Annotated in this window: 27 protein-coding genes and 1 tRNA gene; 11 read left to right on the top strand and 17 right to left on the bottom strand. The window is 66.0% G+C overall.

Annotated elements, in window-relative coordinates; translation table 11 throughout:
* Positions 1–9: 9 nt before the first annotated feature.
* Entirely contained in the window at positions 10–1,680 is a 1,671-nt protein-coding gene (locus ACM1PE_RS05510) for an FMN-binding glutamate synthase family protein (protein ID WP_419342655.1), read from the top strand.
* Positions 1,681–1,698: 18 nt separating this feature from the next.
* On the opposite strand, the gene ACM1PE_RS05505 is transcribed toward ACM1PE_RS05510, so the two are convergent.
* The gene (locus ACM1PE_RS05505; RefSeq protein ID WP_419342654.1) at positions 1,699–3,102 is read right to left on the bottom strand and encodes a phospholipase D-like domain-containing protein; all 1,404 of its coding nucleotides are present in this window, start codon (positions 3,100–3,102) and stop codon (positions 1,699–1,701) included.
* A gap of 68 nt (positions 3,103–3,170) precedes the next feature.
* Complete coding sequence (locus tag ACM1PE_RS05500; protein ID WP_419342653.1) at positions 3,171–3,506, bottom strand: DUF883 family protein; 336 nt, start codon at positions 3,504–3,506, stop codon at positions 3,171–3,173.
* A 423-nt stretch (positions 3,507–3,929) separates the two neighbouring features.
* On the opposite strand from ACM1PE_RS05500, the gene egtD reads away from it, so the two are divergent.
* From egtD to ACM1PE_RS05480, 4 genes are all read left to right on the top strand, one after another.
* Positions 3,930–4,907, top strand: coding sequence for an L-histidine N(alpha)-methyltransferase (gene egtD / locus ACM1PE_RS05495; protein ID WP_419342652.1), 978 nt, complete (start codon positions 3,930–3,932; stop codon positions 4,905–4,907).
* A 35-nt stretch (positions 4,908–4,942) separates the two neighbouring features.
* A complete protein-coding gene (gene egtB / locus ACM1PE_RS05490; protein WP_419342651.1) occupies positions 4,943–6,259 on the top strand; it encodes an ergothioneine biosynthesis protein EgtB in 1,317 nt (438 codons plus the stop codon).
* Positions 6,260–6,384: 125 nt separating this feature from the next.
* Positions 6,385–6,461 (top strand) — tRNA-Met (locus ACM1PE_RS05485).
* 340 nt (positions 6,462–6,801) lie between these two features.
* Positions 6,802–7,272, top strand: a complete 471-nt coding sequence (locus ACM1PE_RS05480) for a class I SAM-dependent methyltransferase (protein WP_419342650.1) — start codon at positions 6,802–6,804, stop codon at positions 7,270–7,272.
* Positions 7,273–7,300: 28 nt separating this feature from the next.
* Here ACM1PE_RS05480 and ACM1PE_RS05475 read toward each other — a convergent pair whose 3' ends face one another.
* The 3 genes from ACM1PE_RS05475 to ACM1PE_RS05465 all read right to left on the bottom strand — a co-directional run bounded on the left by ACM1PE_RS05475 (position 7,301) and on the right by ACM1PE_RS05465 (position 8,967).
* Positions 7,301–8,212 (bottom strand): hypothetical protein, encoded by a 912-nt coding sequence (locus tag ACM1PE_RS05475; protein WP_251877160.1) that lies wholly within the window; start codon positions 8,210–8,212, stop codon positions 7,301–7,303.
* A gap of 187 nt (positions 8,213–8,399) precedes the next feature.
* Positions 8,400–8,591, bottom strand: a complete 192-nt coding sequence (locus tag ACM1PE_RS05470) for a hypothetical protein (protein WP_118932212.1) — start codon at positions 8,589–8,591, stop codon at positions 8,400–8,402.
* 127 nt (positions 8,592–8,718) lie between these two features.
* Positions 8,719–8,967, bottom strand: a complete 249-nt coding sequence (locus ACM1PE_RS05465; RefSeq protein WP_059378534.1) for a hypothetical protein — start codon at positions 8,965–8,967, stop codon at positions 8,719–8,721.
* 262 nt (positions 8,968–9,229) lie between these two features.
* Between ACM1PE_RS05465 and ACM1PE_RS05460 the strand changes: the two genes are divergently transcribed.
* Entirely contained in the window at positions 9,230–9,421 is a 192-nt protein-coding gene (locus ACM1PE_RS05460; protein ID WP_054451113.1) for a hypothetical protein, read from the top strand.
* Between the two features lie 29 nt (positions 9,422–9,450).
* On the opposite strand, the gene yddG is transcribed toward ACM1PE_RS05460, so the two are convergent.
* Positions 9,451–10,359, bottom strand: coding sequence for an aromatic amino acid DMT transporter YddG (gene yddG, locus ACM1PE_RS05455; protein WP_059378536.1), 909 nt, complete (start codon positions 10,357–10,359; stop codon positions 9,451–9,453).
* Positions 10,360–10,510: 151 nt separating this feature from the next.
* Here yddG and ACM1PE_RS05450 point away from each other — a divergent pair, with 151 nt between their 5' ends.
* Positions 10,511–10,783 carry a 6-phosphofructokinase gene (locus ACM1PE_RS05450; protein WP_118932211.1) on the top strand — a complete coding sequence of 91 codons (273 nt, stop codon included), beginning with the start codon at positions 10,511–10,513 and terminating at the stop codon, positions 10,781–10,783.
* 11 nt (positions 10,784–10,794) lie between these two features.
* Here ACM1PE_RS05450 and ACM1PE_RS05445 read toward each other — a convergent pair whose 3' ends face one another.
* The 5 genes from ACM1PE_RS05445 to ACM1PE_RS05425 form a co-directional block, all read right to left on the bottom strand.
* Positions 10,795–12,369, bottom strand: coding sequence for a sensor domain-containing diguanylate cyclase (locus ACM1PE_RS05445; protein ID WP_059378540.1), 1,575 nt, complete (start codon positions 12,367–12,369; stop codon positions 10,795–10,797).
* Positions 12,370–12,612: 243 nt separating this feature from the next.
* Positions 12,613–12,834 carry a hypothetical protein gene (locus tag ACM1PE_RS05440; protein WP_118932210.1) on the bottom strand — a complete coding sequence of 74 codons (222 nt, stop codon included), beginning with the start codon at positions 12,832–12,834 and terminating at the stop codon, positions 12,613–12,615.
* Between the two features lie 117 nt (positions 12,835–12,951).
* On the bottom strand, positions 12,952–14,043 hold the full coding sequence (locus ACM1PE_RS05435) for an AI-2E family transporter (protein WP_059378542.1): 1,092 nt from the start codon (positions 14,041–14,043) through the stop codon (positions 12,952–12,954).
* 54 nt (positions 14,044–14,097) lie between these two features.
* Positions 14,098–14,811, bottom strand: a complete 714-nt coding sequence (locus ACM1PE_RS05430; RefSeq protein ID WP_419342649.1) for a DUF3053 family protein — start codon at positions 14,809–14,811, stop codon at positions 14,098–14,100.
* Between the two features lie 155 nt (positions 14,812–14,966).
* Positions 14,967–15,482, bottom strand: a complete 516-nt coding sequence (locus ACM1PE_RS05425; RefSeq protein WP_118932208.1) for a GNAT family N-acetyltransferase — start codon at positions 15,480–15,482, stop codon at positions 14,967–14,969.
* A gap of 91 nt (positions 15,483–15,573) precedes the next feature.
* Here ACM1PE_RS05425 and ACM1PE_RS05420 point away from each other — a divergent pair, with 91 nt between their 5' ends.
* The 3 genes from ACM1PE_RS05420 (at position 15,574) to ACM1PE_RS05410 (ending at position 17,660) form a co-directional block, all read left to right on the top strand.
* A complete protein-coding gene (locus ACM1PE_RS05420) occupies positions 15,574–15,933 on the top strand; it encodes a hypothetical protein (RefSeq protein ID WP_419342648.1) in 360 nt (119 codons plus the stop codon).
* A 667-nt stretch (positions 15,934–16,600) separates the two neighbouring features.
* On the top strand, positions 16,601–16,882 hold the full coding sequence (locus ACM1PE_RS05415; protein WP_059378546.1) for a hypothetical protein: 282 nt from the start codon (positions 16,601–16,603) through the stop codon (positions 16,880–16,882).
* 85 nt (positions 16,883–16,967) lie between these two features.
* Positions 16,968–17,660: a cytochrome b/b6 domain-containing protein gene (locus ACM1PE_RS05410; protein ID WP_419342647.1), complete on the top strand. Its 693-nt coding sequence runs from the start codon at positions 16,968–16,970 to the stop codon at positions 17,658–17,660.
* Positions 17,661–17,696: 36 nt separating this feature from the next.
* Here the strand turns inward: ACM1PE_RS05410 and ACM1PE_RS05405 are convergent, their stop codons facing one another.
* The 3 genes from ACM1PE_RS05405 to purB all read right to left on the bottom strand — a co-directional run bounded on the left by ACM1PE_RS05405 (position 17,697) and on the right by purB (position 20,464).
* On the bottom strand, positions 17,697–18,446 hold the full coding sequence (locus tag ACM1PE_RS05405; protein WP_419342646.1) for a methyltransferase domain-containing protein: 750 nt from the start codon (positions 18,444–18,446) through the stop codon (positions 17,697–17,699).
* Between the two features lie 126 nt (positions 18,447–18,572).
* Complete coding sequence (locus ACM1PE_RS05400; RefSeq protein WP_059378551.1) at positions 18,573–19,031, bottom strand: c-type cytochrome; 459 nt, start codon at positions 19,029–19,031, stop codon at positions 18,573–18,575.
* Between the two features lie 56 nt (positions 19,032–19,087).
* On the bottom strand, positions 19,088–20,464 hold the full coding sequence (gene purB, locus ACM1PE_RS05395; protein WP_059378553.1) for an adenylosuccinate lyase: 1,377 nt from the start codon (positions 20,462–20,464) through the stop codon (positions 19,088–19,090).
* A gap of 161 nt (positions 20,465–20,625) precedes the next feature.
* Here purB and ACM1PE_RS05390 point away from each other — a divergent pair, with 161 nt between their 5' ends.
* On the top strand, positions 20,626–21,234 hold the full coding sequence (locus ACM1PE_RS05390) for a glutathione S-transferase (protein WP_118932204.1): 609 nt from the start codon (positions 20,626–20,628) through the stop codon (positions 21,232–21,234).
* Positions 21,235–21,425: 191 nt separating this feature from the next.
* Here the strand turns inward: ACM1PE_RS05390 and ACM1PE_RS05385 are convergent, their stop codons facing one another.
* The 3 genes from ACM1PE_RS05385 to gcvA form a co-directional block, all read right to left on the bottom strand.
* On the bottom strand, positions 21,426–22,244 hold the full coding sequence (locus ACM1PE_RS05385; protein ID WP_054451099.1) for a sulfite exporter TauE/SafE family protein: 819 nt from the start codon (positions 22,242–22,244) through the stop codon (positions 21,426–21,428).
* 112 nt (positions 22,245–22,356) lie between these two features.
* Complete coding sequence (gene mnmA / locus ACM1PE_RS05380; RefSeq protein ID WP_419342645.1) at positions 22,357–23,475, bottom strand: tRNA 2-thiouridine(34) synthase MnmA; 1,119 nt, start codon at positions 23,473–23,475, stop codon at positions 22,357–22,359.
* A 7-nt stretch (positions 23,476–23,482) separates the two neighbouring features.
* Positions 23,483–24,409, bottom strand: a complete 927-nt coding sequence (gene gcvA, locus ACM1PE_RS05375) for a transcriptional regulator GcvA (protein WP_059379149.1) — start codon at positions 24,407–24,409, stop codon at positions 23,483–23,485.
* Positions 24,410–24,431: the final 22 nt, after the last annotated feature.

Here is a 24,431-nt window from a genome sequence, read left to right as displayed (position 1 = left end):
GAGATGGACATGAGCTGGATTTTCGGCCGCTACACGGCTTTTTTACTGACCCTGATCGGCGCCGCAGTTACCGCCGCCCTGGCCGCGGCCAGCTCGCCCGGGTGGCTTTGGCTGGCCGTGCCGCTGACACTGCTGGCCGCGCTGGGCGTCTATGACCTGGCGCAAACGCGCCACGCCATCCGCCGCAACTATCCGGTCCTGGGCAATCTGCGCTTCCTGTTCGAATTCATCCGGCCCGAGATCCGCCAGTACTTCCTGGAAGACGACACGCAGGCCGCGCCGTTCTCGCGCGCGCAGCGCTCCATCGTCTACCAGCGCGCCAAGCGCGAGATCGACAAGCGTCCCTTTGGCACCCAGGAAGACGTCTACGGCGACCGCTACGAATGGATCAACCATTCCATGTCGCCCTCGCAAATCCCCGACACCGACTTCCGCGTCACGGTGGGCGGCCCCGAGTGCAAGCAGCCCTACTCCATGTCCGCGTTCAACGTGTCGGCCATGAGCTTTGGCGCCTTGTCGGCCAATGCCATCCTGGCCCTGAACGAAGGCGCGCGCCAGGGCGACTTCGCGCACGACACCGGTGAAGGCGGCATCAGCCGCTACCACCGCCAACCGGGCGGCAGCCTGGTCTGGAACATCGGCTCGGGCTACTTCGGTTGCCGCGACGAACACGGCGCGTTCTCCGAAGAGGCTTTCGTCAAGAATGCCTGTACGCCGCAGGTCAAGATGATCGAGATCAAGCTGTCGCAGGGCGCAAAGCCCGGCCATGGCGGCATCCTGCCCGCCGGCAAGGTGACGCCGGAGATCGCCGAAGCGCGCGGCGTCGTGGCCTGGCAGGACTGCAATTCGCCGGCCACCCATTCCGCCTTCGATACGCCCATCGGCCTGATGAAGTTCGTGGCGCGCCTGCGCGAACTGTCCGGCGGCAAGCCGGTGGGCTTCAAGTTCTGCGTGGGCCACCCGTGGGAGTGGTTCGCCATCGTCAAGGCCATGCTGGAAACCGGCATCACGCCGGATTTCATCGTGGTGGACGGGGCCGAAGGCGGCACCGGCGCCGCGCCCGTGGAGTTCGTCGACCACGTCGGCACGCCGCTGCGCGAAGCGCTGCGCCTGGTCCACAACACGCTGATCGGCGTGAACCTGCGCGACCGCATCAAGCTGGGCGCATCCGGCAAGATCATCACCGCTTTCGATATGGCCCGTGTCATGGCCATGGGCGCGGACTGGTGCAACGCCGCGCGCGGCTTCATGTTCGCCATCGGCTGCATCCAGGCGCAAGCCTGCCACACCGGCAAATGCCCCACCGGCGTCACCACGCAGGACCCGCTGCGCCAGCGCGCGCTGGTGGTACCGGACAAGGCGCAGCGCGTCGCCAACTTCCACCGCAATACGCTGCATGCGCTGGCGGAACTGCTGGCCGCGGCCGGCCTGACCCACCCCGGCCAACTGCGCCCGCACCATATCGCACGCCGCATCTCCTCCAGTGAAATCCGGCTGCTGTCGGCGCTGTTCCCGGAACTCGCGCCGGGCGAACTGCTGCGCGGCGAATTCCGCCATCAGGTGTTCCGCGCGGGCTGGGCCATGGCCCAGGCCAGTTCGTTCCAGCCGACCCACGACATCACCACCGCATTGGCGCAAGAGCATGCCGCCCATGCTGCGCCGGCCGCCGCGCAAGTCTGATCCGGCTGCCGCCGGGCGCTACAGCCAGCGCTCGAACATGCGCGAGAAGAACTCCATCGAACGGTCACCCACGCCCCTGGCTTGCCAGGCCTCGGGCGTGATCCGCACCGAATCGGCGACGTCGCGCTGGAACAGCGCCTCCATTTCGGCCGCGAATTCAGGCCCCAGCACCACGGCATTGATTTCGTAGTTCAGCGCAAAGCTGCGCCAATCCAGGTTGCTGGACCCCACCGTGGACCACACGCCGTCCACCACCGCGGTCTTGGCATGCAAGAGCGCATCGCGCCGCTCGTAGATTTTCACGCCGGCCTTGAGCAGGTCCGTATAGTGCGAACGTCCCGCATGGAACACTAGCGACGAGTCGCTGAAGCCGGGCAGCACCAGCGCCACGTCGACGCCACGCCGGGCCGCGTCCGTCAGGACTTCGATGAAGGCGGGATCCGGCACGAAGTACGCCATGGTGATATGGATGTATTCCTGTGCGCTTTCAAACGCCGACATCAGCGTCAGGTAGACGGTGTAGCCATCGCTGCGGTCCGGCTGATTGGCCAGTATCCGCACCGTCGTTGCACCCACGGGCGGCGCCACCTGCGAATCGCCCCCCTTGATCGGCTCCTCGGACTGGGACTCCCAACCCGCGCGGATGACCTGCTCCAGTTGGGCCACGGCAGGCCCTTCGATGCGCAGATGCGTGTCGCGCCAGGGCGCCGCCCGGGCGTCGGCGGCCGCTGGCGCGTCCGCCTTGCCTGCACTGCCTCCGCTACCCGATCCCGAACTCGGGGAAGACTCGTAGACGCTGCTGACGTTGATGCCGCCCAGGTAGCCGACCTTGCCGTCCACGACCAGCACCTTGCGATGGTTGCGCTGGTTCGGCGACCAGCCCGCGCGGCCGCTCGCCGGGTTGACCGGATTGAAGATCGCCACCTGTACGCCCGCATCGCGCAGGCGCTGGAACAAGGCATCGGGCGTCTTGATCGTGCCGACCGCGTCGACCATCAAGGACACTTCGGCGCCGCGATTGCGCGCCGCGATCAGAGCTTCGGCAAAGCGCGAACCTTCGGCATCGTCATCGAAGATATAGGTTTCCATGTGCACGTACCGGCGAGCCTGCGCGATGGAATGCAGCATGGCGCGGTAGGTGCTGGGGCCGTCCGCCAGCAGCCGGACACGGTTGCCGGCAACCAGGGGCGCGCCGCTGACTGCTCGCTCGACGGCAAGGTGACGCGCGAGAAAGTCGCCCTTGGGAGTCCGCGGGTCCGCGGCGATGCCCTGCCCGCGGCGATAGCTGTCCGAGGCCGCGTCGGAAGACAGGCTGGCCTGCGATGCGCGCGCGCGGCGCTCCTGCGAATCAGGAACGCTGGCGCAGGCCGCAAGCCAGACCGCACACGCCAGCGGCAGCAGCAACCGGTGTGCGCGGGCCATCCACGCCCGCCAATCCCGCCGCAGTCCCGACCGGCGCGCAGCCCCGGGCGGCTTCATGGCGTCAGGGCTTAGCGGCGGCCGCCCGACGCCAGGAGGCAGCCTAGCAAGGCGCCCACCAGCGCCGCCACGCCCACCGACTTCCAGGCATGTTCATGCACGTACTCGTCAGCATAGGCGGTTGCGCGGCGCGCGCGTTCCCGCGCCGCGCCCTCCCAATCGCCGGCGGACTCGCGCGCGTCGGCCAATTGGCGCCTCAGGCGGGCGCGCGCCGCCTCGATCTCGGAGCCGGTGTACGACGCCGTCGAGCGCAACAGGTCTTCCGTGCCGGCGAGCAGCTCGTGGAAGCTGTCGCTGACGCGCTCACGATGCAGGGCCATTTCGGCGCGTTGGTGCTTTCGGTTCATGGTCGCTCCTTTGTAGTTGTTGGGCCTCGCGGAGTCGGGCCGCCTGACGCAATGCAGCACGCTCGGTACCCGAAGCGCGCCGCGCATTGAAGAGTCCCATTGTGACCATCAACGGCCGCGGCCGCCAGAGCTTTGGCAACCAGCCGTAAACCGATATTTCAACGCAAGCAAAGGTATCGGAAGCGCGCGCCCCGCAGGCCGGAGCCGGAGCTTGCATGCCGTCTTTCAAATTCGTAAAAATCCATTGCATTCAGCGGCTTGGCGCTTGACACCGGCCCCGCCCTGACCGCCACAATAGACTTTTGCAATGCGCCAGAACCGCCTGGTCTGAGCCTCCCAACGCCGCGCCTCCCGACCGCCCGCCGCCCCATCCTGGGCGCACCCACGGCGGGCAGTCCCGGCGACAGAAAAGGAACAGGACGCATGGTTTCGCCTTCCGCACTGTTTGCCCCCGCCGCGCCGAAATTCATCGCGCAAGCGCCGCAGCCTCCCAGCGCCGAGCAGCTTGAACTGCACGAAGGCTTGCTGGCGCGCCACGCGCACATCGATCCCAAGTTCCTCTATGACGCGCTGGGCTCGGCGCTCTTTACCGCGATCACACAGCTCCCGGAGTATTACCCGACGCGCTGCGAGTCGGAGATCTTCCAGCGCCACGGCGCCGACATTGCGCGCCGCGTCGGACCGGTGCTCTCCATGATCGACCTGGGCGCGGGCGATTGCGTCAAGGCCGAACGCCTGTTCCCCAGCCTGCGCCCGCGCCATTACGTGCCCATCGACATTTCGGCCGACTACCTGCAAGCCGCGGTGCGCCGCCTGCAGCTGTCCTACCCCGACCTGCAGATCACCGCTATCGGCCAGGACTTTACGCACGCGTTGGCCCTGCCCGCCAGCATTCCGGCCGAACAGCGGCTGTTCTTCTATCCCGGTTCCAGCATCGGCAATCTCAGCCCCGCGGACGCGCACGCCATGCTGCGGCGCATCCGCGAGCAATGCGCGGGCGGCGGCTTGCTGGTCGGGGTGGACCGCGTCAAGCCCAAACAAGTACTGGAGCCCGCCTACGACGACGCGCTGCACCTGACCGCAGCCTTCAACCTGAACCTGCTGCGGCACGTGAACAGCGTGCTGGACGCCGATTTCGACGTGGACGACTGGCGCCACGTGGCGCTGTTCAACAGCGCCGACTCGCGCATCGAAATGCATCTGGAAGCGCTGCGCGCGGTGCGCGTGGCGTGGCCGGGCGGCGCGCGCGCGTTCAGCGCCGGCGAACGCATCCACACTGAAAACTCCTACAAGTTCACTCCCCAAGCCTTCGCCGACCTGCTGCAAAGCGCCGGCTACCGCGACGTCGCGCACTGGTCGGATTCCCGCGGCTGGTTCTCGATTTTCAGCGCCCGCGCGTAAAGCGGGCCTGCCCTCAACGCCACTGGAGGATCGCCATGGAACCTGCGTGCCTGCTGACTCACCCTGCCACCGGACCTTACGCTGCCGGCCAGGCGGGCCAGCACGACCGCTACGACGCGGTGCGCTCCACCAGCACGGCCCTGGCCGCCCCGCTGAGTCCCGAGGATTGCCAGGTGCAATCCATGCCGGACTGCAGCCCGGTCAAATGGCATCTGGCCCACACCACCTGGTTCTTCGAGACCTTTTTGCTGACGCGCTTTCACCCGTCCTATGCGGTGTTCCATCCGCAGTACCGCATGCTGTTCAACTCCTACTACAACGCCGTCGGCGCCAAGCATCCGCGTCCGCGCCGCGGCCTGCTGTCGCGTCCCGCGCTGGCGGAAGTACAGCACTACCGCCGGCATGTGGACGGCGCCATGCACGAGCTGATCTCGCGCCTGGGCGGCAACGACCCCGCCTTCGACGCTTTGCTGGAACTGGGCCTGAATCACGAACAACAACACCAGGAGCTGATCCTGACCGACCTGAAGCACATGCTGTCGGCCAATCCGCTCAAACCCGCCTACGTCGCGCCCGGCCCGCCCGCGCTGCCACCTTCCACACCGGCCGGCTGGACCCGCTATGGCGGCGGCATCACCCGCATCGGCCATGACGGCAATGGCTTCGGTTTCGACAACGAGGGGCCAGCCCATGACTTGCTGCTGGCCCCGTTCCACCTGGCCGACCGGTTGGTGACCCAGCACGAATACCTGGCCTTCATCCGGGACGGCGGCTACAAGCGGCCCGAACTCTGGCTGTCGCTGGGCTGGGACATAGCCTGCGCCGAAGGCTGGCGCGCGCCGCTTTACTGGGAAGGACAGCGCGACGATTGGCGCATCTTCACGCTGCGCGGCATGCAGGAACTCGAACTGCAGGCGCCGGTCACGCACGTCAGCTATTTCGAGGCCGACGCCTACGCCCGCTGGGCGCGCGTACGGCTGCCGCGCGAAGCCGAATGGGAACATGCCGCCCGCCAACAGCCCGAAGGCGCGCTGGCCGGGCGCGCCAACATGCTGGAGAACGGCCACCTGGACACGCGACCGGCGCCCGCGCGCAGCGGCACGGGCGGCCCCGTGCAACTATTCGGCGACGCCTGGGAATGGACCTCCAGCGCCTACGATGCCTACCCCGGCTTCAAGCCCGACAGCGGCGCGGTGGGCGAATACAACGGCAAGTTCATGTGCAACCAGTACGTCTTGCGAGGCGGCTCCTGCGCCACCCCCAGGGACCACATCCGCCCCAGTTACCGCAATTTTTTCCCGCCCGAGGCCCGCTGGCAGTTCTCTGGCATCCGGCTGGCGCGGGACACCTGAAGCCTTTCTTTGAAATTTGACCGAGGATCGCTTGCACGCGTCAAAAATTTCGTGCTAGAATTTCGTTCTTCGTTGATCACTGATTGCGACACGGATGTGACGCAAACCCAGAGGTTGATCGAAATGGCGCATTAGCTCAGCCGGTTAGAGCGACGGAATCATAATCCGCAGGTCCCCTGTTCGAATCAGGGATGCGCCACCAGGAATTCAAAGGGCGCCCACACAAGTGGGCGCCCTTTTTGTTTTCGCATCGGAACTCTAGTCGCAGGAAGCCTGTCTCACGACGCGGTATCGCCGCCGGCATGGGGACCATACAGCCTCACTTGCCATCGCACAGCCGCCACCCCGAGCAACCTCCCAGGAGCGATCAAATTCCCTTGCGCCGACTTATCCGTAGAGCAAAAAAGAGGCTATTTCATTGGTCGCCAGAACTGGCCGCACGTTGCGGTTTTGATTTCCGGCTGAAGGCGCCGAATCGCAGTTTCCTGGAACAGCAGATATTCGGCTACCTGAACCAATCGGCTGCCCAGGCCAGCAGCCCCATGCAGTGCCTGTTCGTCGGCATGCATGAATACACCTGGCACTACCCTCGCTTGCTGAAGATGGATTTCCATTCGCTGGACATGGATCCCGAACAAGCCATCTACGGCCCAGCCGGCAGGCACACCATCGGAAGCGCAACCAACATGTCGGCGTTCTACCCCGAAGCCTCGTTCGACGTCGTGGTGGCCAATGGCTTGATCGGCTGGGGCCTCAACGAGCGAGCCGATTTCGAACGCCTGATGGAGCAATGCCATCGCGTGCTCAAGCCTGGCGGGCTTTTGATCCTGGGCTACAACGATACGCCCGAACACGCCCCCTTCGAGGTGGACATCGCATGGCGGGATCTGTTTGCCCCCATGACGCCGGCCATCCCGGGAGTCACACAGGCGCGCCATGCCATGAACGACAGCTACGCGCACGTGTTCATCTTCGGCGAGAAGCGTCCGGATCCGGCGCGGGCCGCTGCCTGACGGGAGCAGCCCGGCGCCTGCCTTCCAGTCAAGGCAGCCGCACCGCGTCGCGCCGCCGGCCGCCCCAGGTCGCCGCCAGACTGGCCACGAAGGCGCCGATCAGCATCGAGGCGAAGCCCCACAGCGCGAATGCGGCCGCGGCCTTGCGCGCCTGGTCTGCGGCCTCCTTGGCCTTTTGCCGGGCGTCGTCGGCGGCTTGCTTCATGTTCTGCACGGCCTGCTCGACGCGGCGCTGCGCCGCCGCCGGCTCCATGCCGGTCTGCGCCGCCACGACCTTCACGACATAGTCGCGGTCCTCGCCCGTCATCGAGCCGCGCGCCGCGCTCATCGCCATGATGCGGCCCACCTCCACTCTCGCGCCGTTACGGTCGGCGCCGGCATCGGGCCGCTCCGAGCGCAGCAAGGCGTCCGAGAAGTAGCCCTGCATCTGCGCCATTCCGTCACTGCCGCCCGCGGCGGCTGCCGCGGCCGTCGCAGCCGTGCCGGCCCCTGCCGCGACAGAAGCGCCCGCCTTCGCCACGCCTGAAGCCAAGGCCGCGATGGAAGCGCCCAGCAACACCGCGCTTACGACCGCGCTCAACGCCCACACCAGAAAGCCGTGCGCCGTGTCGCGGAAGTAAACCTCGTCCGAGTGCACGTCGACCCATTTGGTGCGCAGCCGCCCCGCGACGTAGCCGCCGATGCCATAGGCGACGATCTGCGTGGCCAACATCCACACGATGAGGCCGATGCCTATCGCGGGCGCGGTCGCGCCCTCGCCGCTCCAGGGCGAAACCGAAAGAAAGCCCAGCCCGGTGCCGCCAGCGAACAACGCCAGCGAAAGGGCCGCGGCGATGACCGCCCCCGCGATCACCGCGGCCCAGGAGACGGCGGAGATGGCAGATTCCCTCGGCGGCACGCCTCCGGGATAGGGCTGGCTCAATGAAGTTGCGTTTTCCATGGATCTGTTCCTTGTTCACGGTTCATCGCGGCGGCGCGGATACGCGCTGCCGCGGCGGAAAGCCTCGCGGGTCAATGCCAGAAAAGCGCCAGCAGGATGATGATGGGAATGGGCACGCCCAATAGCCAAAGCAAGATGGAACGCATAAAGCCTCCTTGGATGATGTCCTGCGCGTTGCTCGCAACGCTCAGGCCAGGTCGATGGTGCCGGGCGCGCGCGGATTCGGCGGCGGCTGCACGGGATCGATGACGTCGGGATCGCTGCGTGGCCGCGTCGGATCGAGCGGCGGGTCGTCCGGCGGCGGATTATTGGGAAAGGCGGGATCGTCGGGCGCGGGCGGGTCGCCCCCACCGGGTTCGCGATGCATGGATTGGGACATGGCGTTCTCCTGAAGCGGCGCCTGGCGCGCCGCCCAGCCCCATCAGCAAACCGCATTCCCGGCTTGTGGCCCCTGAACGAAAAAAGCCCTCTTCGCGAGGGCTTTCATGCATGCGCAGCCAGCAGGGTCAGGATTTGCTCTTGCCGTCCCTGGCCGGTTCGGCGGCTTTCTGGCCGCCGCCGCCAAGAAATTCGACGACAGCAGCCTTGCCCGCGGCGGAGGCTTCGTCCTGGCTGGCATAACGCCTCGGCGAATAATTGGTGCTGCGCACATTGCCGGTTTCGGGATCGAACAAGGTGATGATCCAGGCGAATTCTCCCGGCATCAGTTGCCTGACTTGCAACGTGGCGCGCGTGCCTGGGCGCAGTTGCGGCATGGGACGGCCTTTAACGTGACTCGACGCCGCCATCGTAGCGCAAGACGCGCCGGCGCAACCCCGGTGCTGGCGACACGGCCATGAATGCTGCGACCGCACATGAATTCATGCTGCAGACCCCGCAGCAAAAACGCCACAAACCGCGCGTCGCGTCAGGAAAACCCTAGGGCCTGTTGCGCCAATACAGGCGCACAATCAATACAAACATCTAGACCGCTCAGCGGCAGCCGCATCCCTTTAATCAGGCGAGGACGGAGACAACATGACTTATGTAGCAGTGGTTATCAGCTGTTTGATGGTTGTGGGTATCGTCGCGTTGGTGATTCAAACGGTTCAAAGCGCAGGGTCCGAACCCTGGCTGAGAATCTCGGCGGCGATCACCAGTTCCTTGTTCGCTTCACTCTTGTTGATTCCGCTCGGATACGCGGTCGCGCAGACCGTGCTGATCGAATAATTCCATCATTGCAACGCATGCGCCTGGGGCTACGCGCCCCGGGCGGCTTTGCCGCGCGTTGCGGCCCAGCACAGCAGCGACCCGGCGGTCACCATGGCCACGCCCTGCCAGAATGATGCGTTCAGACGGGTCGACAGCCACACGGCAGCAAAGAACGTCGAAAACACCGGCGTGAAGTAGGACGCCGTGGCCAGCAAGGTCAGGTTGCCTTTGAGTATCCCTACGTTCCACAGCGCGTAGCCCGCCGCCATGGCGCCGCCGGTCACCAGCAGCTCCAGCGTGGCGGGCCAGGAGAAGGCCAGCGCAGGCTCGGCGCCCGACAGGTACTTGATCCACAGGGCAAGCGCGGTCAGCATGAAGAACAAGGCAACGCCATTCTTGCCATCGGCGAATCGCGTCGTGACGTTGCAATAGACGGCCCAGATCACGGCGCCGCTGAAGGCCAGCCCATAACTGAGGGGATTGCTGGACACGTTGGCGAGGGTGCGCTCCCAGGAAAGCCCGCCGGATCCGCCCAGGACCCAGACGATGCCGGCAAGCGACAGCAGTATGCCGGGCACCACCCACGCGTTGGCGCGCTGGCCATTGATGAGCATGGCCAGAATCACGGTAAAGCAAGGCCAGAGATAGTTGACGATGCCCAGCTCGATCGCCTGGCCACGGTTGGCAGCGAATCCCAGGGAAAGCGACAGGCAGATCTCGTAGGCAACGAACAGCAGGCTGCCGACGATGAGATAGGAACGCGGAAAGGTCCGCAGCTTCGGAAAGCCCAGCAGCAGCACGAGGAACGCCGAACCCGCCGTGTAAATGAGCGCGGCGCCGCCGACCGGCCCAAAGCTTTCGCTGACACTGCGGATCAGGCCAACCACGGTGCCCCACAGCAGCACCGCCAGCAAGCCCAGTGAAGTCGCCGTGTTCCGGCTCAGGGAGAGTTGCATTACCGATTCCGATTGCCCGTCTTGGGGCGTCAAGCCGGGCAGTTTAGCGAAAACCCAAACGCTCCGCGGGCGGCCCCCGCCTTACGGCGGAGCCGGCCTCCCGAGCCCGGAATGACCGCCAGAACAATGCAGAAGAAGGAGCAAGCGTCGCATGACCATATCCACACGCAGATTGAGCGACGTGCTGGCCAGCACGGAATCGGGCCGGCTCTACCGGATTGAGGTGTTCTTGCGGGCGGAAGAGCCGGGAGCGGCTGCGTTGCAGGCTGACGCGGCCCGGCCTGACGCGGCCCGGCCTAACGCGGCCCGCTACATACACCGCACCACCGAGGGGGAGTTGGTGTTGCCGCTGGACCGGAACCGGTACAGGCTGAAATCGGGCGAAGTCCTGACCGCCCTGGCGCCGCCGCTCTCCGACCTCTGAGGCTGGCGGAGCTACTGATCCGCCTCCACCCGCCGCTTGCCCTGGCCCTTGGCCTTGTAGAGCGCCCTGTCCGCGCGCTCCAGCAATTCGCGCACGGTGACGCCGGATTGCGGATACACGGCTATGCCCACGCTGGCGGATACGGCGACACTGACGTCGGGATACGGCAGGGACAGGTTTTCGACCAGCGCCTGCGCGACATGCCCGGCGTTTTCCTTGTCCGCGCCCAGCAGCAACACCGCGAATTCGTCGCCTCCAAGCCGCGCCGCCACGTCGGACACGCGGATCGCATCGGCCATGCGCTCCGCCGCTTCCTGCAGCACCGCATCGCCGGCCGCATGGCCATGCAGGTCGTTGACCGCCTTGAAGCCGTCCAGATCGATCGCCAGGATGGCGAAGGATTCGCCGCTGCGCTGCGCCACCGCCACCTCGCGCAGCACCAATTCGTTGAACAGCACGCGGTTGCACAGCCCGGTAAGCGGATCGTAGTGCGCCAGGTGCTGGGCATGCGTCAGCATGCGCGAGGCCTGCACCAGGGCGCCGCCCACTTCCGCAACCTCCTTGACGCGCGTGCCCGGCACCATCACCGCATGCCCTTTGCCCAGCGCCAGCGCCGGCGCGACCAGGCTCTGCACGGACGAGGTCAGGCGCTGGGCCAGCCGCAAGGCCAGCAGCAAGCCCAGCCCGAAGGCCAGCAAGGTGCCCAGGGCGATCCAGGCGATGGAGCGATAGAGGTCCGTGGTCAGCAGGCTCATCGGCGCGCCGGCGGCGACCGTCCAGCCAGATAACGACGAGCGGCTGAAGGCGGTGTAGACCGGCGTGCCTTCCTTGGTAATGGTTTCCAGCGAGCCCTCGCTTTCCTGCTGCACCGCCCGCGCCAGTTCGGGAACGGCCTTCTGGCCCACGAATTTCGAGGTGTCGCGCGTGCGCGCCAGTATCGTGCCGCTGTCGTCCAGCACGGCGGCCACCCAGCCGTCCGGCAAGGCGCGCCTGCCCAGCAGATTGCCGATGCGCTCAGGCAAGATGCCGACGTTCAGGCTGTAGGCGACCTCGCCGTTGCGCAGCACCGGCACGCCCAGCGCAATCAGCGGAGCTTGATTGACCCTGCTGGTGAACAGCCCCGTCAACACCGCAGTCCGTGTCTGGAAAACGTGGGCCAGCTCGGCGGACGCACCCGTCGGCGGCAAGGCGTTGCCGAACGGAACGGACGTGTTGATCAATTGACGGCCATCCTTGTCGGTCAGGACATAGCTGTCGATGATCTGGAAGCGCACGGACTCGCGCGCCCGCCTATGAAAACCGGCCAGGTCGCCGGCGACGAGATCCGGCGACGACGCCAGCATCTGCAAGCCAGCCTCGACGCCGGTGAGTTCGCGGTCGAGAATCGCGGTGAGATTGCGCGCCAGGAATATCGTGTCGCGGAAGATCCGCTCTTTCTGGATGACGTAGCTTTCGTAGACCGCCACGGACGCCATGACCAGCGCGGGCGTAATACAGGCGAACACAAGCGTGAGCAGGCCCGTGCGCATGGAATAACGGCGCGGCCGACGCGCCCGCGCGACGGCCAGGCTCTCGCCGTCAGCCACGGGAACCTCGCCTTGCGACGTCCGCAAACGTCGCCCTGCCGACCGAAACCACACCTCTGGACCCATGCGCCTCCCGATACGCTCCGCCCGGCCCACGAGCAGAGGACGAACGAACGCCAGAAATTATTGCAGAAGTTCGCAATCGCACAATCCGCGCCATGGGAATCCCCTCGCCGCGTCGAGACGGATGTGGCTTAAAGGGCGCGTCCCCAATTTATTCCGGAGACGCGGCGCCTGGTTCGTCTACTGGTCTTCCAGGTCCGGGGTGCCGGTGAACTGGGTCTTGAGCAGCGTCAGCGCCCCTTTTTCGGCCAGCGCCTCATTGGGAAACACATGCTTGGTGTCTTCCAGCACCGGGAATCCGAAGACCCGCACCCGGGCGTGATAGCCGTCGGGCGTCTCGGCGAATTCGATGTCGAAGTTGCGTTCTTCGATCCAGCCCGATCGATGCAGTTTCCATTCCATATCCGACGCGCTCCCGAATAGTCGAGGTTGATACGACAGGCCGGCCCCGATGGAAGCCGGCCTGCTACACCATACACCCGTCTTGGGACGGACGGACTGACGGCCGATCCGCCGCGCCTACTTTCGGGCGCTCGGCTTGTCTGCGGCGGCGTCCGCGTATCCCTCCACCGGCGGCGCAAACAAGTCCCAGCTGGCCATGAACAGCGCGGCGATCAGCGGGCCGATCACGAAGCCGTTCAGGCCGAACAAAGCCATGCCCCCCAGCGTGGAGATCAGCACCACATAGTCCGGCATCTTGGTGTCCTTGCCGACCAGAATGGGGCGCAGCACGTTGTCCACCATGCCGATGACCAGCACGCCGAAAGCGATCAGCACGACGCCCTTGATCGTGGCGCCGGTCAACAGGAAGTAGATCGCGACCGGCGCCCAGATCAACCCCGCGCCGATCGCGGGCAGCAAGGACAGAAAGCCCATGATCACGCCCCACAGCAGCGCGCCCTGGATAGACAGGATCGAGAAGATGATGCCGCCCAGCGCGCCCTGCGCCGCGGCCACCGCGACGTTGCCCTTGACGGTGGCGCGCACCACGGTGGTGAACTTGCGCAGCAGATGCTGCTTGTGCGTGTCGCTCAGCGGCATGGCGCGCTTGAGCCGCGCCGATAGCTGCGGGCCGTCGCGCAACAGGAAGAACAGCAGGTACAGCATGATGCCGAAGCTGATCACGAACTGGAACGTGTCCTGCCCGATGTTCAAGGCCTGCGTCGCCAAGAACTGGCTGGCCTGCATGGCGCCCGCGCTGAGCTTTTCCTGCAGGCTCGGTATGTCGGCCAGGTCGAAGCGCGCCAGCAGATCATGCACCGACGGCGGCAGCGCCGCCATGGCCTGCTGGAAATAGTCGCCGAAGTTGATCTGCCCCGACTTGACGCTCTGATAGAGGTTCGCGCCTTCGCGCACCAGCGATCCGCTGATGACGATGAGCGGCAGGATCACCAGCAGCAGCACCAGCAGCAAAGTGATCAGCGCGGCCAGGTTGCGCCGTCCGCCGATGCGCGCCACCAGCCGGCGCTGCAGCGGCGCAAAGATGATGGCAAGGACGGCGCCCCAGAAAACAGCGCCGTAGAACGGCCACAACAACCAGCCGAATGCGATGGTGACCACCACCAGCAGGAGCAGAAAGGTTCTGTAGTGCACGCTGGAAGATTGGCTCATATTACGTCCCAGGCTCGGCTTGCGCCGCGAGACCCGCATTGTACAAAGCGCCGTTCAGCGGGCGTCCTGCGGCTGTCCGGCGGCCTGACGCAATGCGGCGCGCGCATGCTCCAGAACCTCCGACTGCGCGTTCAACCGCTGCAGGCGCAGGTTCAACTCCTGCTGCAGCGTGGGCGTGGCGACGCGCGCCTGCCCATCCGCTAGCAGGATGTCCTGCGCATGGGCGGCGACGAAATCCGCCACGCCCAGCGCATCGCGCGCCACCGCGTCCATGGCGGCCGCGGCATCGAGCACCTCGGCCGCGGGCGCCGTCACTGCCTCGTCATAGACACCGTCGTAGACGGGCGCCAGATCGGCCGGCAGCGTCAGCGCCGCACGCGCCTTGTCCGCCCTGACCTGAGCCCGCTGGACCTCGGCAGCCTGCTCGGCCAGCGTCTTGCGCGCGGCCTCGAGGCGGTCCCGCCGCTCCACGATCTCGGCCACCGAACGCAGGGTCTCGACTTCCGACGCGTCACGCATGGACGCCGCCGCCTGCGTCAGGATTTCCTGAAAATCGGCGATGACCTCGTAGGCATCGGCATAGCCGCCGACGGCCTCCTTTTCCTGCTCGCTCAGGACGCCTATGGGCAGCAGCGACGCGCTGTTCATCCGGCTTTGCAGCAGCTGGATGAACGCGGCCCGCTCCTGGGGCTCTTTGTTGACGCAGGCCGACAGAAACAACATCGACGCCATCGCCAGGCCCAGCAGGCAAGCTCGCAGCAATGCCATGCGCATCCTCCTTGCATGCGGGTTCGCAAAACCGGCGCCGCCCGCGAACTGGGCGGCCGCCCTCCGGCAGATTATCCCGAAGGCGCTTTCCGACGCTGCCGGCGGGCGGATTTTGTTGCTATCGAAGCGTGTTGACACAGGGTGCGCCGCCCGCATCATGGCTCCAGGGGGTACGCCATGGCGCAACGGCGCGCGGGGTCAAAACCCATGGCCGCCTCATGGCTCAAGCGCTCGCGCAACCCGGGCGGGAGCTCCCCTGCCGCGATATCGACGAAACCTTGCCGCAGGTAAAACGGCCTGTTCCAAGGCAGTTCGCGGTCGGTGGTCAGCAGCACGAACCGGTAGCGACCGGCACTGCGGGCATGCGTGCATACGGCGGCCAGGAGCGCCCGCCCCAGGCCGCGCCCCTGCCACGGCAACGCTACCGCCATTTCGGCCAGGTAGAGATCGCCGTCCATGGGCCGCGTCAGCGCAAAGCCCGCGCACTGGCCCTCGCCTTCCGCGACCCACAGCAGGCCGGCCGCCTGCGCCTGCGCCAGCTCGGCCTGCGGCGCCGTATCGTCGCCAGCGGCCCACGCCATATGCGTGCCCAGGAAGCGCCGCGCGGCGGAGCGTTCGATATCGGCCAGGCTGGCCAGGTCTGTAGGTCGTGCGAGTCTGATCATAGGCATGGCAGTATGCCTGATGCGGGCCCGGCGTCCGATCCCATAAAATGGCGTTTTCGGCCATCACGGCCCCGCAATACAGGCCCAGCCCCAAGACATGACTCAAAACGCCACCTCCGATACCTGGGGCTTTGCCCATCCCGATTGCCGCGGCGCGGCCGCCCTGCTGTTCTTCATGAACGACCTGGCGCGGGTGGTCAACCAATACCTGAGCCCGGGACAGCTGTCCAACGAAGCGCTGGCCGATGCGCAAAAGGCGGTCGATGCCTTGCTGGCCCGCTACGTGGACATTCAGGCCGCCCCCGAAGCCTTCGACAACGAGCGCATCGAACTCGCCCTGGAAACCGACAACCAGCCTGACGGCCAGACCAGCGCGCAAGTGGCGCTACGCATGTCGCCACGCCTGGAAGGCCTCATCATCGAGGCCCAGCGCCAGGCTCGCCCAGCGACCCATTAAAGGCCTGGAACGGGGGAGGAGTCTCCCCCCACCACAAAACGCTTGCCAAAAACATCAACTGCCTGTACTATTGCTAGTTGAGTTCTGCCGTTTTCGCCAAATTCCATACGAAAAAACGCGGTGATAAACGACGGCGCTGGCACTGAGGCCTGTACATCAGCCCCTCCCCAGACGCCGAAGCAGATCCTCGAAAATACCCAAGCCCAAGCATCCCGTCCCATTTGCGAAAACCGCAAATCCGGATTGCGGCCTGGAACAAAACGCCTTCACCCAACCGCCAGTCCGGCTTGGCAAGAAGCAACAAGACAATCAGCGGCGCCTACAACACGCGCAAGCGACGAATACCGATAACCGCGCCGCAACCAGCAGGGCCTGTCCGTCCTGCATGACTTCTCGGGCCGCGCATGTCCGCATGCATGCTTTGCGCTTGTTCGCGCATCGCGCAACCCGAAACGACGCTGTCCCGGACTGATGGACAGCGTCGCGCCGCCAGGCCGAGCGCGCAAAACATGAGAATGCGCAAAAGGACGGCGGCATATATGCGTTAGTGTCACGACACACGCCTGCCCGATTCAGTACGGCTGGCAGCGGCATGCGGCAGGAACGCTGCGCGCCACGTGGCCAGACGCGGCTTTTCCCATAACTAGAAACCAAGAGAACAAACACCATGAATACTCGTTTCACGACCTCGGACCTGATCCGACGCCCGGCGCACACCACGCTGGACAACATGCCGATCCATATCGGCGACATCGTTTACCTGAAGCCCGCGAATGGCCCGGAAATCCGCGCCACGGTCATCTACAACGCGCCCATCGATGGCACGACCACCTACACGACCGAAGTCGTGCCCTGCGGCGCACCCGCGCAAAAGGCCCCGGGCCAGCGCATCCGCTTCCGCCATGAGCACGTGCATCGCATCGAACCGGTGCGCAGCACCACTCACTAAAGCGGTATCCCGCCCCGTTTGCGCAAGCAACGGGGCAATTTGTGCGTGATAAAGTCCCCGGCAATACAGCCCTGGCGATCCCACCATGCAGAACAACCGTCTCGCGGTCCACATTTGGGACCTTCCCACCCGCCTCTTCCATTGGGCGCTCGTCGTCTGCATCGTCGGCGCGTTCGTCAGCGTGAAGCTGGGCGGCCTGTACATGGATTGGCACGTGCGCTTCGGCTGTACGGCGTTGGGTCTGATCCTCTTCCGCCTGCTCTGGGGATTCATCGGCCCGCGCTACGCCCGCTTCACGCACTTCGTGCGCGGCCCGGCGGCCGTGGCCCGCTATCTGAAAGGCGCCGCGGCGCCCGCAGGCCACAACCCGCTGGGCGCGCTATCGGTGCTGGCGCTGCTGCTGGTCATCGGATTCCAGGCGCTCAGCGGCCTGTTCACCACCGACGACATCATGACGCAGGGCCCCTTGTTCGGCCACGTCAGCGAAACCGTTTCCGCCGCCATGACGTCCTGGCACAAGCTCAATGAATGGGTCATCCTGGCCCTGGTCGCCCTTCATATTGCAGCGGTGCTCTGGTACGCGCTGGTGCGCCGCAAGCGCCTGGTGCGCGCCATCATCACCGGCAAGGTCGATGCCAAGGACGTGCCCGCCGGCACGGCCCCCACGCAGGACGGTTTCGCCGTCTGGCTGCGTGCGCTGGTGCTGGGCGCCGGCGTCACGGTCCTGGTACTGTGGATCCGGTCGCTGGAAGTCGCGGCCGACATGTCTTTTTCCTGACGGTTCACGCAGCGCGAAGACAGCGCTGCGGCCCGCTCAACGCCGCGCCTCGATCAAGTGCCGCGTCGAATGAGCCACGAACGGCTCTCCCCGACGCATCCGCTCATCCAGCGCCAGCAGGGCATCGCGATACCTCGCCACCGAAAAATCGGGCACCCACCACACGCACTTGCGCAGGATCCAGACCACGGCGCCCACGTCATGGAACACCATCTGGCAACGGGCCGCGCGCAAGTCCGTCACGGCAAGTCCAGCAGCCGCCGCGGCGGCCGCCTCATCCTGCGGATCCCGCAGGCGCCGCTGCGCTGGCAAAGGCCCCAGGAAATGCTCGATCAGTTCAAAGGCCGAAGCCGGCCCCACATGCTGGGCGAAGTAATGCCCGCCCGGCTTGAGGACGCGGTGGATTTCCGCCCAGTCCGCGTTCACAGGGTGCCTGGACGTCACGAGTTCAAACGCCGCATCGGCAAACGGCAAGCCCGCGCCCGGCGCTGTCTGCACTAGCCGCAAGCCACGAGCGGCCAGGCGTTCATGCGCTTTCCTGGCATTGGGCGGCCAGGCTTCGGTCGCGCACATCACCGGCGGAAAGCGGGGCGCCTCGCCCAACACTTCGCCGCCGCCCGTATCCAGGTCCAGCGCCGACTGCACACTGGCCAGGCGCTGCGCAAGCAGCCTGGCATAGCCCCACGGCGGACGCTGCTCGGAAGCGCGCCCCGCCAGCCAGCCGAAGCCCCACCCGCCGACATCGGCGGCTTCGGCCTCTGCCACCAGCTCATCAAAGGATTTCATCGCTTCCCTCCTGTGCAAGACCGACGCGCAGTCCCGCGAGGTCACGCCCGGCAAAGCCATAAAAAAAGCGCCAACCGTTACGCTGGCGCCTCTTTGCCCACATGCCGCCCGCGGACGGCAGGCGCCTTATTTCTTCTTGCGGTACGAGTCGTGGCAGGCCTTGCAGCTTGCGCCGACGTCGCCAAACGCAGCGCGCAGCTTGTCCAGGTCGCCGGCATCGGCAGCGGCCGACAGCTTGACGATATTGTCCTGGAAGGCCTGTTGCTTCTGCTTGAAGCCCGCAGCGTCACTCCAGATTTCCGGACGCGCATCACCGCCTTCGGTGCCCGCGCCAAAAGCCGTCCACGGCAAGGCCGACAAGGTCTTCAGCACTTCCACGTTGGCCTTGATCTGCGCGGCGTCATAGGGCTGCTGGCCCTTGACCACTGGCGCCATGCGGCCAAAGTGGGAAGCCATCAGCGTCAGCGCCGATTGGCGGTACTTGACCGCGTCCTCCGGCTTGGCGAACTGCGCGGACGCGCTCGTCGCCAGCAGGGGCCCAACCGTCATACAGGCCAACGCGGCAAGCGTGGACAACTTCTTCATTGCAATCTCCCGTAAGGTCAACAGAGGCCGCGCGCCCCGGGCGCGCGGCAAGGCGACTATACCGCCCGGGCCAAGTCTGCGGCCAGCCCGATGTAGGAGCGCGGGGTCATCGCCAACAGGCGCGCCTTGGGCTCTTCGGGCAGGGCCAGGCCCTGGATGAATTCTCGCAAGCCTTCCTCGGTGATGCCCTTGCCGCGCGTCAAAGCCTTGAGTTGCTCGTACGGCTGCGGCAGGCCATAGCGGCGCATGACGGTCTGCACCGGCTCGGCCAGCACTTCCCAGCAAGCGTCGATGTCGGCGTCGATGGCGGCAGTGTTGACCTCAAGCTTGCCCAGGCCGCGCATGCAGGCATCCCAAGCCACCAGGCAGTAGCCCAGGCCCACGCCCAGATTGCGCAGCACGGTGGAGTCGGTCAGGTCGCGCTGCCAGCGGGAGATCGGCAGCTTGTCCGAGAGGTGGCGCAGCACGGCGTTGGCCAGGCCCAGGTTGCCTTCGGAGTTTTCGAAGTCGATCGGGTTGACCTTGTGCGGCATGGTGGAGGAACCGACCTCGCCTTCCTTCAGGCGTTGCTTGAAGTAGCCCAGCGCCACGTAGCCCCAGATGTCGCGGTCCAGGTCCAGCACGATGATGTTGGCGCGCGTGATGGCGTCGAACAAGGCCGACATCCAGTCATGCGGCTCGATCTGGATGGTGTGGCGGTTCTGGGTCAGGCCCAGCCCGGCCAGCACGCGCTGGCTGAAGGCGGGCCAGTCGATTTCAGGATAGGCCGACAGGTGGGCGTTGTAGTTGCCGGTGGCGCCGTTCAGCTTGGCCAGCGGCTCGACGGCCTCGACCGCGGCGATGGCGCGATTCAGGCGCGCGGCCACGTTGGCGAATTCCTTGCCCAGGGTCGTCGGGCTGGCGGGCTGGCCGTGGGTGCGCGACAGCATGGGTTGGTCGGCCTGGGCCACGGCCATGTCGTTCAGCTTGGCGGCCAGTTCGCGCAGGCGCGGCACCACGACCTCGTTGCGGGCGCGCGTCAGCATCAGCGCGTGCGAGGTGTTGTTGATGTCCTCGGAGGTGCAGGCGAAGTGGATGAACTCGGCGGCGCGGGCCAGCTCGGCGTCATCGGCCACTTTTTCCTTCAGCCAGTACTCGACGGCCTTGACGTCATGGTTGGTGACGCGTTCGATGTCCTTGATGCGGGCGGCATCCGCTTCCGAGAAGTCGCGCACCAATTGTTGCAGGCGGGCGCGGGCGGCTTCGGAGAAGGCGGGCAGCTCCGGCAGGCCGGCGTCGGACAGCGCGACCAGCCAGGCCACTTCGACCTCGACGCGGTGCGCCATGAAACCAGCTTCGGAGAGCAGGCCGCGCAGCGCGTCGCCCCGGGAAGCGTACCGGCCATCCAATGGCGAAAGGGCGTTGAGTTGGCTGAGCTGTTCGGCGATTTGCATGGTCTGGAAGAGAAAAAGCGGGGAATGAGCGAATCGGGCGATTTTATCATCCGGAAGCATGCAACATTGTGGCAAACTGACGAAGATTCCGGCCTCTTGGCCGTCTTGCCGTCATGCGGCCTGCTATACTTCGGCCGCTTTCCGACTCCGCTTGTGACTCCATGAAACTGATCGGCTCGCTTACCAGTCCTTACGTGCGCAAAGTGCGTATCGTCATGGCCGAGAAAAAGCTGGACTACCGGCTTGAACTCGAAAACGTCTGGTCCGCCGACACGCAGATCCAAACGTACAACCCGCTGGGCAAGGTGCCTTGCCTGGTCATGGAAGATGGCGGCGCCCTCTTCGATTCGCGCGTCATCGTCGAATACGTCGACACCCTGTCCCCTGTTGCCCGCCTGATTCCTCAGCCGGGGCGTGATCGCGCGGCGGTCAAGTGCTGGGAAGCCATCGCCGATGGCCTCCTGGACGCCTGCGTGACCATCGTCAAGGAAAACCAGCGCCCCGAGGCTCAGCGCAGCCCCGAATGGATCGAGCGCCAGTATTCCAAGATCCACGCCAGCCTGGACGCGATGAACAAGAGCCTGGGCGACAACGCCCACTGCATGGGCATCAACTACAGCCTGGCCGACATCGCCGTCGGCTGCGCGCTGGGCTACCTGGACCTGCGCTTCGCCGCGCTCGACTGGCGCGCCGACCACCAGAACCTGGCCCGCCTGTACGACAAGCTGTCGCAGCGGCAGTCCTTCATCGATACCGTTCCGGTGGTGTAGCCCCCCCCCCGAGGCGCTGCGCGCCTCCCCCCAGGGGGCGCCGCTACGGACCGGCGGAGCCGGATCCGTGCGGCCCGGCTTCTGCTTCGCCTGCGCTGCTGCTTCGCCTGCGCTTCTGTTTTGCCTTTGCTTCCGCATCGGCGGCGCTTCTACGTGGGCTGCGCTTTTCCATCGGCGCAGCCCTGTCCGGCTCAGGCGTTGAACGTCTGCCAGGCCTTGAACAGCATGTACGCGGCCAGCGCGAACAGCAGGCAGGCGAACACGCGCTTGAGCGTCTGCACCGGCAGGCGGTGCGCCATGCGCGCGCCCAAGGGCGCCGTCAGCACGCTGGTGCACACCAGCGCGATCAGGGCCGGCCAGTAGATGTAGCCCAGCATGCCCGGACGCGTTTCGCCCGAGTTCAGGCCCGACACCACATAACCGACGCTATTGGCCAGCGCAATGGGAAAGCCCAGCGCGGCCGAGGTCGACACCGCGTTGTGCAGGGCCACGTTGCACCAGACCATGAAAGGCACCGACAGGAAGCCGCCGCCCGCGCCCACCAGGCCGGACAAAAAGCCGATGCCCGCCCCGGCCGCGCTGGTGCCCACCACGCCCGGCATCTGGCGGCTGGGCTTGGGCTTCTTGTTCTGCAGCATGCTCCAGCCGGAATAGCCGACGAACAGCGCAAAGAACAGCGACAGCCACAGCGTGCTCAGCGCGGCGAAGACCGCGCCGCCCGAAAGCAGACCGCCGATGATGATGCCCGGGGCCATCGCCCAGACGATGTTCCATTTGATCGTGCCGCGCTGCTGGTGCGCCCGCACGCTGGAAATGGAGGTGAACAGGATCGAGGTCATCGACGTAGCGATGGCGGCGTGCACCACCAGGTCGGCAGGCATGCCCTTCCACGCGAACAGCATCGTCAGGAAAGGCACCAGCAACATGCCCCCGCCTATGCCCAGCAGGCCCGCGGCGAAACCCACCACGCCCCCCAGCACCAGCAGGCAAATCACCATCGTTACATCCACAACTCTCTCCTCTTTCTTCTTGGTAATGAACAAAGCCCCAGGGGCCGCGCCCCAGGGGCTTTGATTGAAATCCACGCACGCCGCGCGGCGGATGCCGGCGCGGCGCCTACACCTACAGGATGATGCCGCCGCCCAGGCAAACCTCGCCATCGTAAAGCACGGCGGACTGTCCGGGCGTGACCGCCCACTGCGGTTCGATAAAGCTCAGGCTGAAGGTGCCGCCGGCAGCGCCTTCCAGGCTGCACGCGGCATCGGCCTGGCGGTAGCGCGTCTTGGCGCCATAGGCGCCCGCGGCCGGCGCGTGGCCGGCGACCCAGCTCGCGTCCTGCGCCCGCAGCTCGCCCGACAACAGCCAGGGGTGGTCATGCCCCTGCACCACGTAGAGCACATTGCGCTCCAGATCCTTGCGCGCCACGTACCAGGCTTCGGCCGTACCGTCCTCGCGCTGGCGCCCCTTCACCCCGCCCACGCCCAGGCCCTTGCGCTGGCCCAGCGTATAGAACGACAGCCCTTCGTGGCGGCCGACCTTCTGCCCTTCCGGCGTCATGATCGGGCCAGGCTCGGTCGGCAGATAGCGGTTCAGGAACTCGCGGAACGGCCGCTCGCCGATGAAGCAGATGCCAGTGGAATCCTTCTTGGCGGCGTTATGCAGGCCGATCTCGTGCGCAATGCGCCGCACCTCGGTCTTGTGGATCTCACCCAGCGGGAACATGGTGCGCGACAACTGCGCCTGGTTCAGCCGGTGCAGGAAGTAGCTCTGGTCCTTGGACGCGTCCAGCGCCTTGAGCAGTTGAAACTGCGTGCCGCCCCCCTCGGCCGGCACCTCGCGCACTCGGGCGTAGTGGCCGGTGGCGATGTGCTCGGCGCCCAGCGCCATGGCGTGGTCCAGAAAGGCCTTGAACTTGATCTCGGCATTGCACAGCACGTCCGGGTTCGGCGTGCGGCCCGCGGAGTACTCGCGCAGGAACTCCGCGAACACGCGGTCCTTGTATTCGGCGGCGAAATTGACGAACTCGAACTCGACCCCGACCAGATCCGCGACGCTGGCGGCGTCCAGCAGGTCTTGGCGGGTGGAGCAGTATTCGGAATCGTCGTCGTCTTCCCAGTTCTTCATGAACAGGCCGACGACCTCGTAGCCTTGCTGCTTGAGCAGCCAGGCGGTGACCGAAGAATCGACCCCGCCGGACATGCCGACGACAACGCGGCCTTTCTTGGTAAGTTTTTGACTCATGATGGGACTATTTTAGATCGGTCCGCGCATCTTCCCGCGGCTGCGGCTCGGCGGCCCGCGACACTTCCATCAACCAGGTGCGGAAAGCCTGCAGGGTCGGAAGATTGGCCTTCTGCTCCGGGTAGCACAGGTAGTACCCCATGCGCGCCCGGATCGGCAGCTGGATGGCGACGGCCAGCTTGCCGTCGCGCAGCTCGTCTTCGATCAGGCAGCGCGGAATCAGCGCCACGCCGAAGCCAGCCGCGGCGGCCTGCGACAGCAGCGCATACTGGTCAAAGCGCGCGCCTTCCAGGCTGCGCCGGGTATCGCAGCCGGCCTGCTCGAACCAGTCGCGCCAGCCTTCCAGCGCCGAGGTGTGGTGCAGCAGCGGATAGGCCAGCAGGTCCGCGGGCGCCGCACAGCCGCCCGGGATCAGGCGCGGGCTGCAGACCGGCAGAATTTCGCGGCCGACGATGTAGTCCGCCCCGCTGCCCGGCCAGATGCCTTCGCCGAAGCGCACGGCGGCGTCCAGTTCAGGGGTGGAGAAGTCATAGCCCTGGCGGTGAGGCAGGAATTCGACGTGGATGTCCGGCCGCAGGCGCATGAAGGCGGTCAGGCGCGGGATCAGCCAGCGCGCGCCGAAGGTCGGCATACAGGTCAGGTTGAGCGTGCCGCCCTGCCCCTGGTGCGCGATCAGTTCCACGGTGGCGGCTTCGATCTGCCCCAGCCCGGCCTGGATCTTGGTCAGGTAGCTGCGTCCGGCCTCGGTCAGGACCAGGCCTTGCCTGATCCGCAGGAATAGTTCGATGCCGACGAACTCCTCCAGATGTTTCACCTGCTTACTGACCGCGCCCTGCGTGACACACAATTCCTGGGCCGCGCGCGTGAAGCTGCTATGTCTCGCGGCGACTTCGAACGCCTGGAGATCCGTGAGTGAGGGACAGAATCGCCGCATGGATGAGGTACGCAAATTATTT

This window comes from Achromobacter sp. PD1 (genome assembly GCF_048541815.1).
GTDB lineage: Bacteria > Pseudomonadota > Gammaproteobacteria > Burkholderiales > Burkholderiaceae_B > Achromobacter > Achromobacter bronchisepticus_A.
The sequence above is the reverse complement of the archived record's forward strand: the minus strand, read 5'-3'. Positions and strand labels throughout refer to the sequence as shown.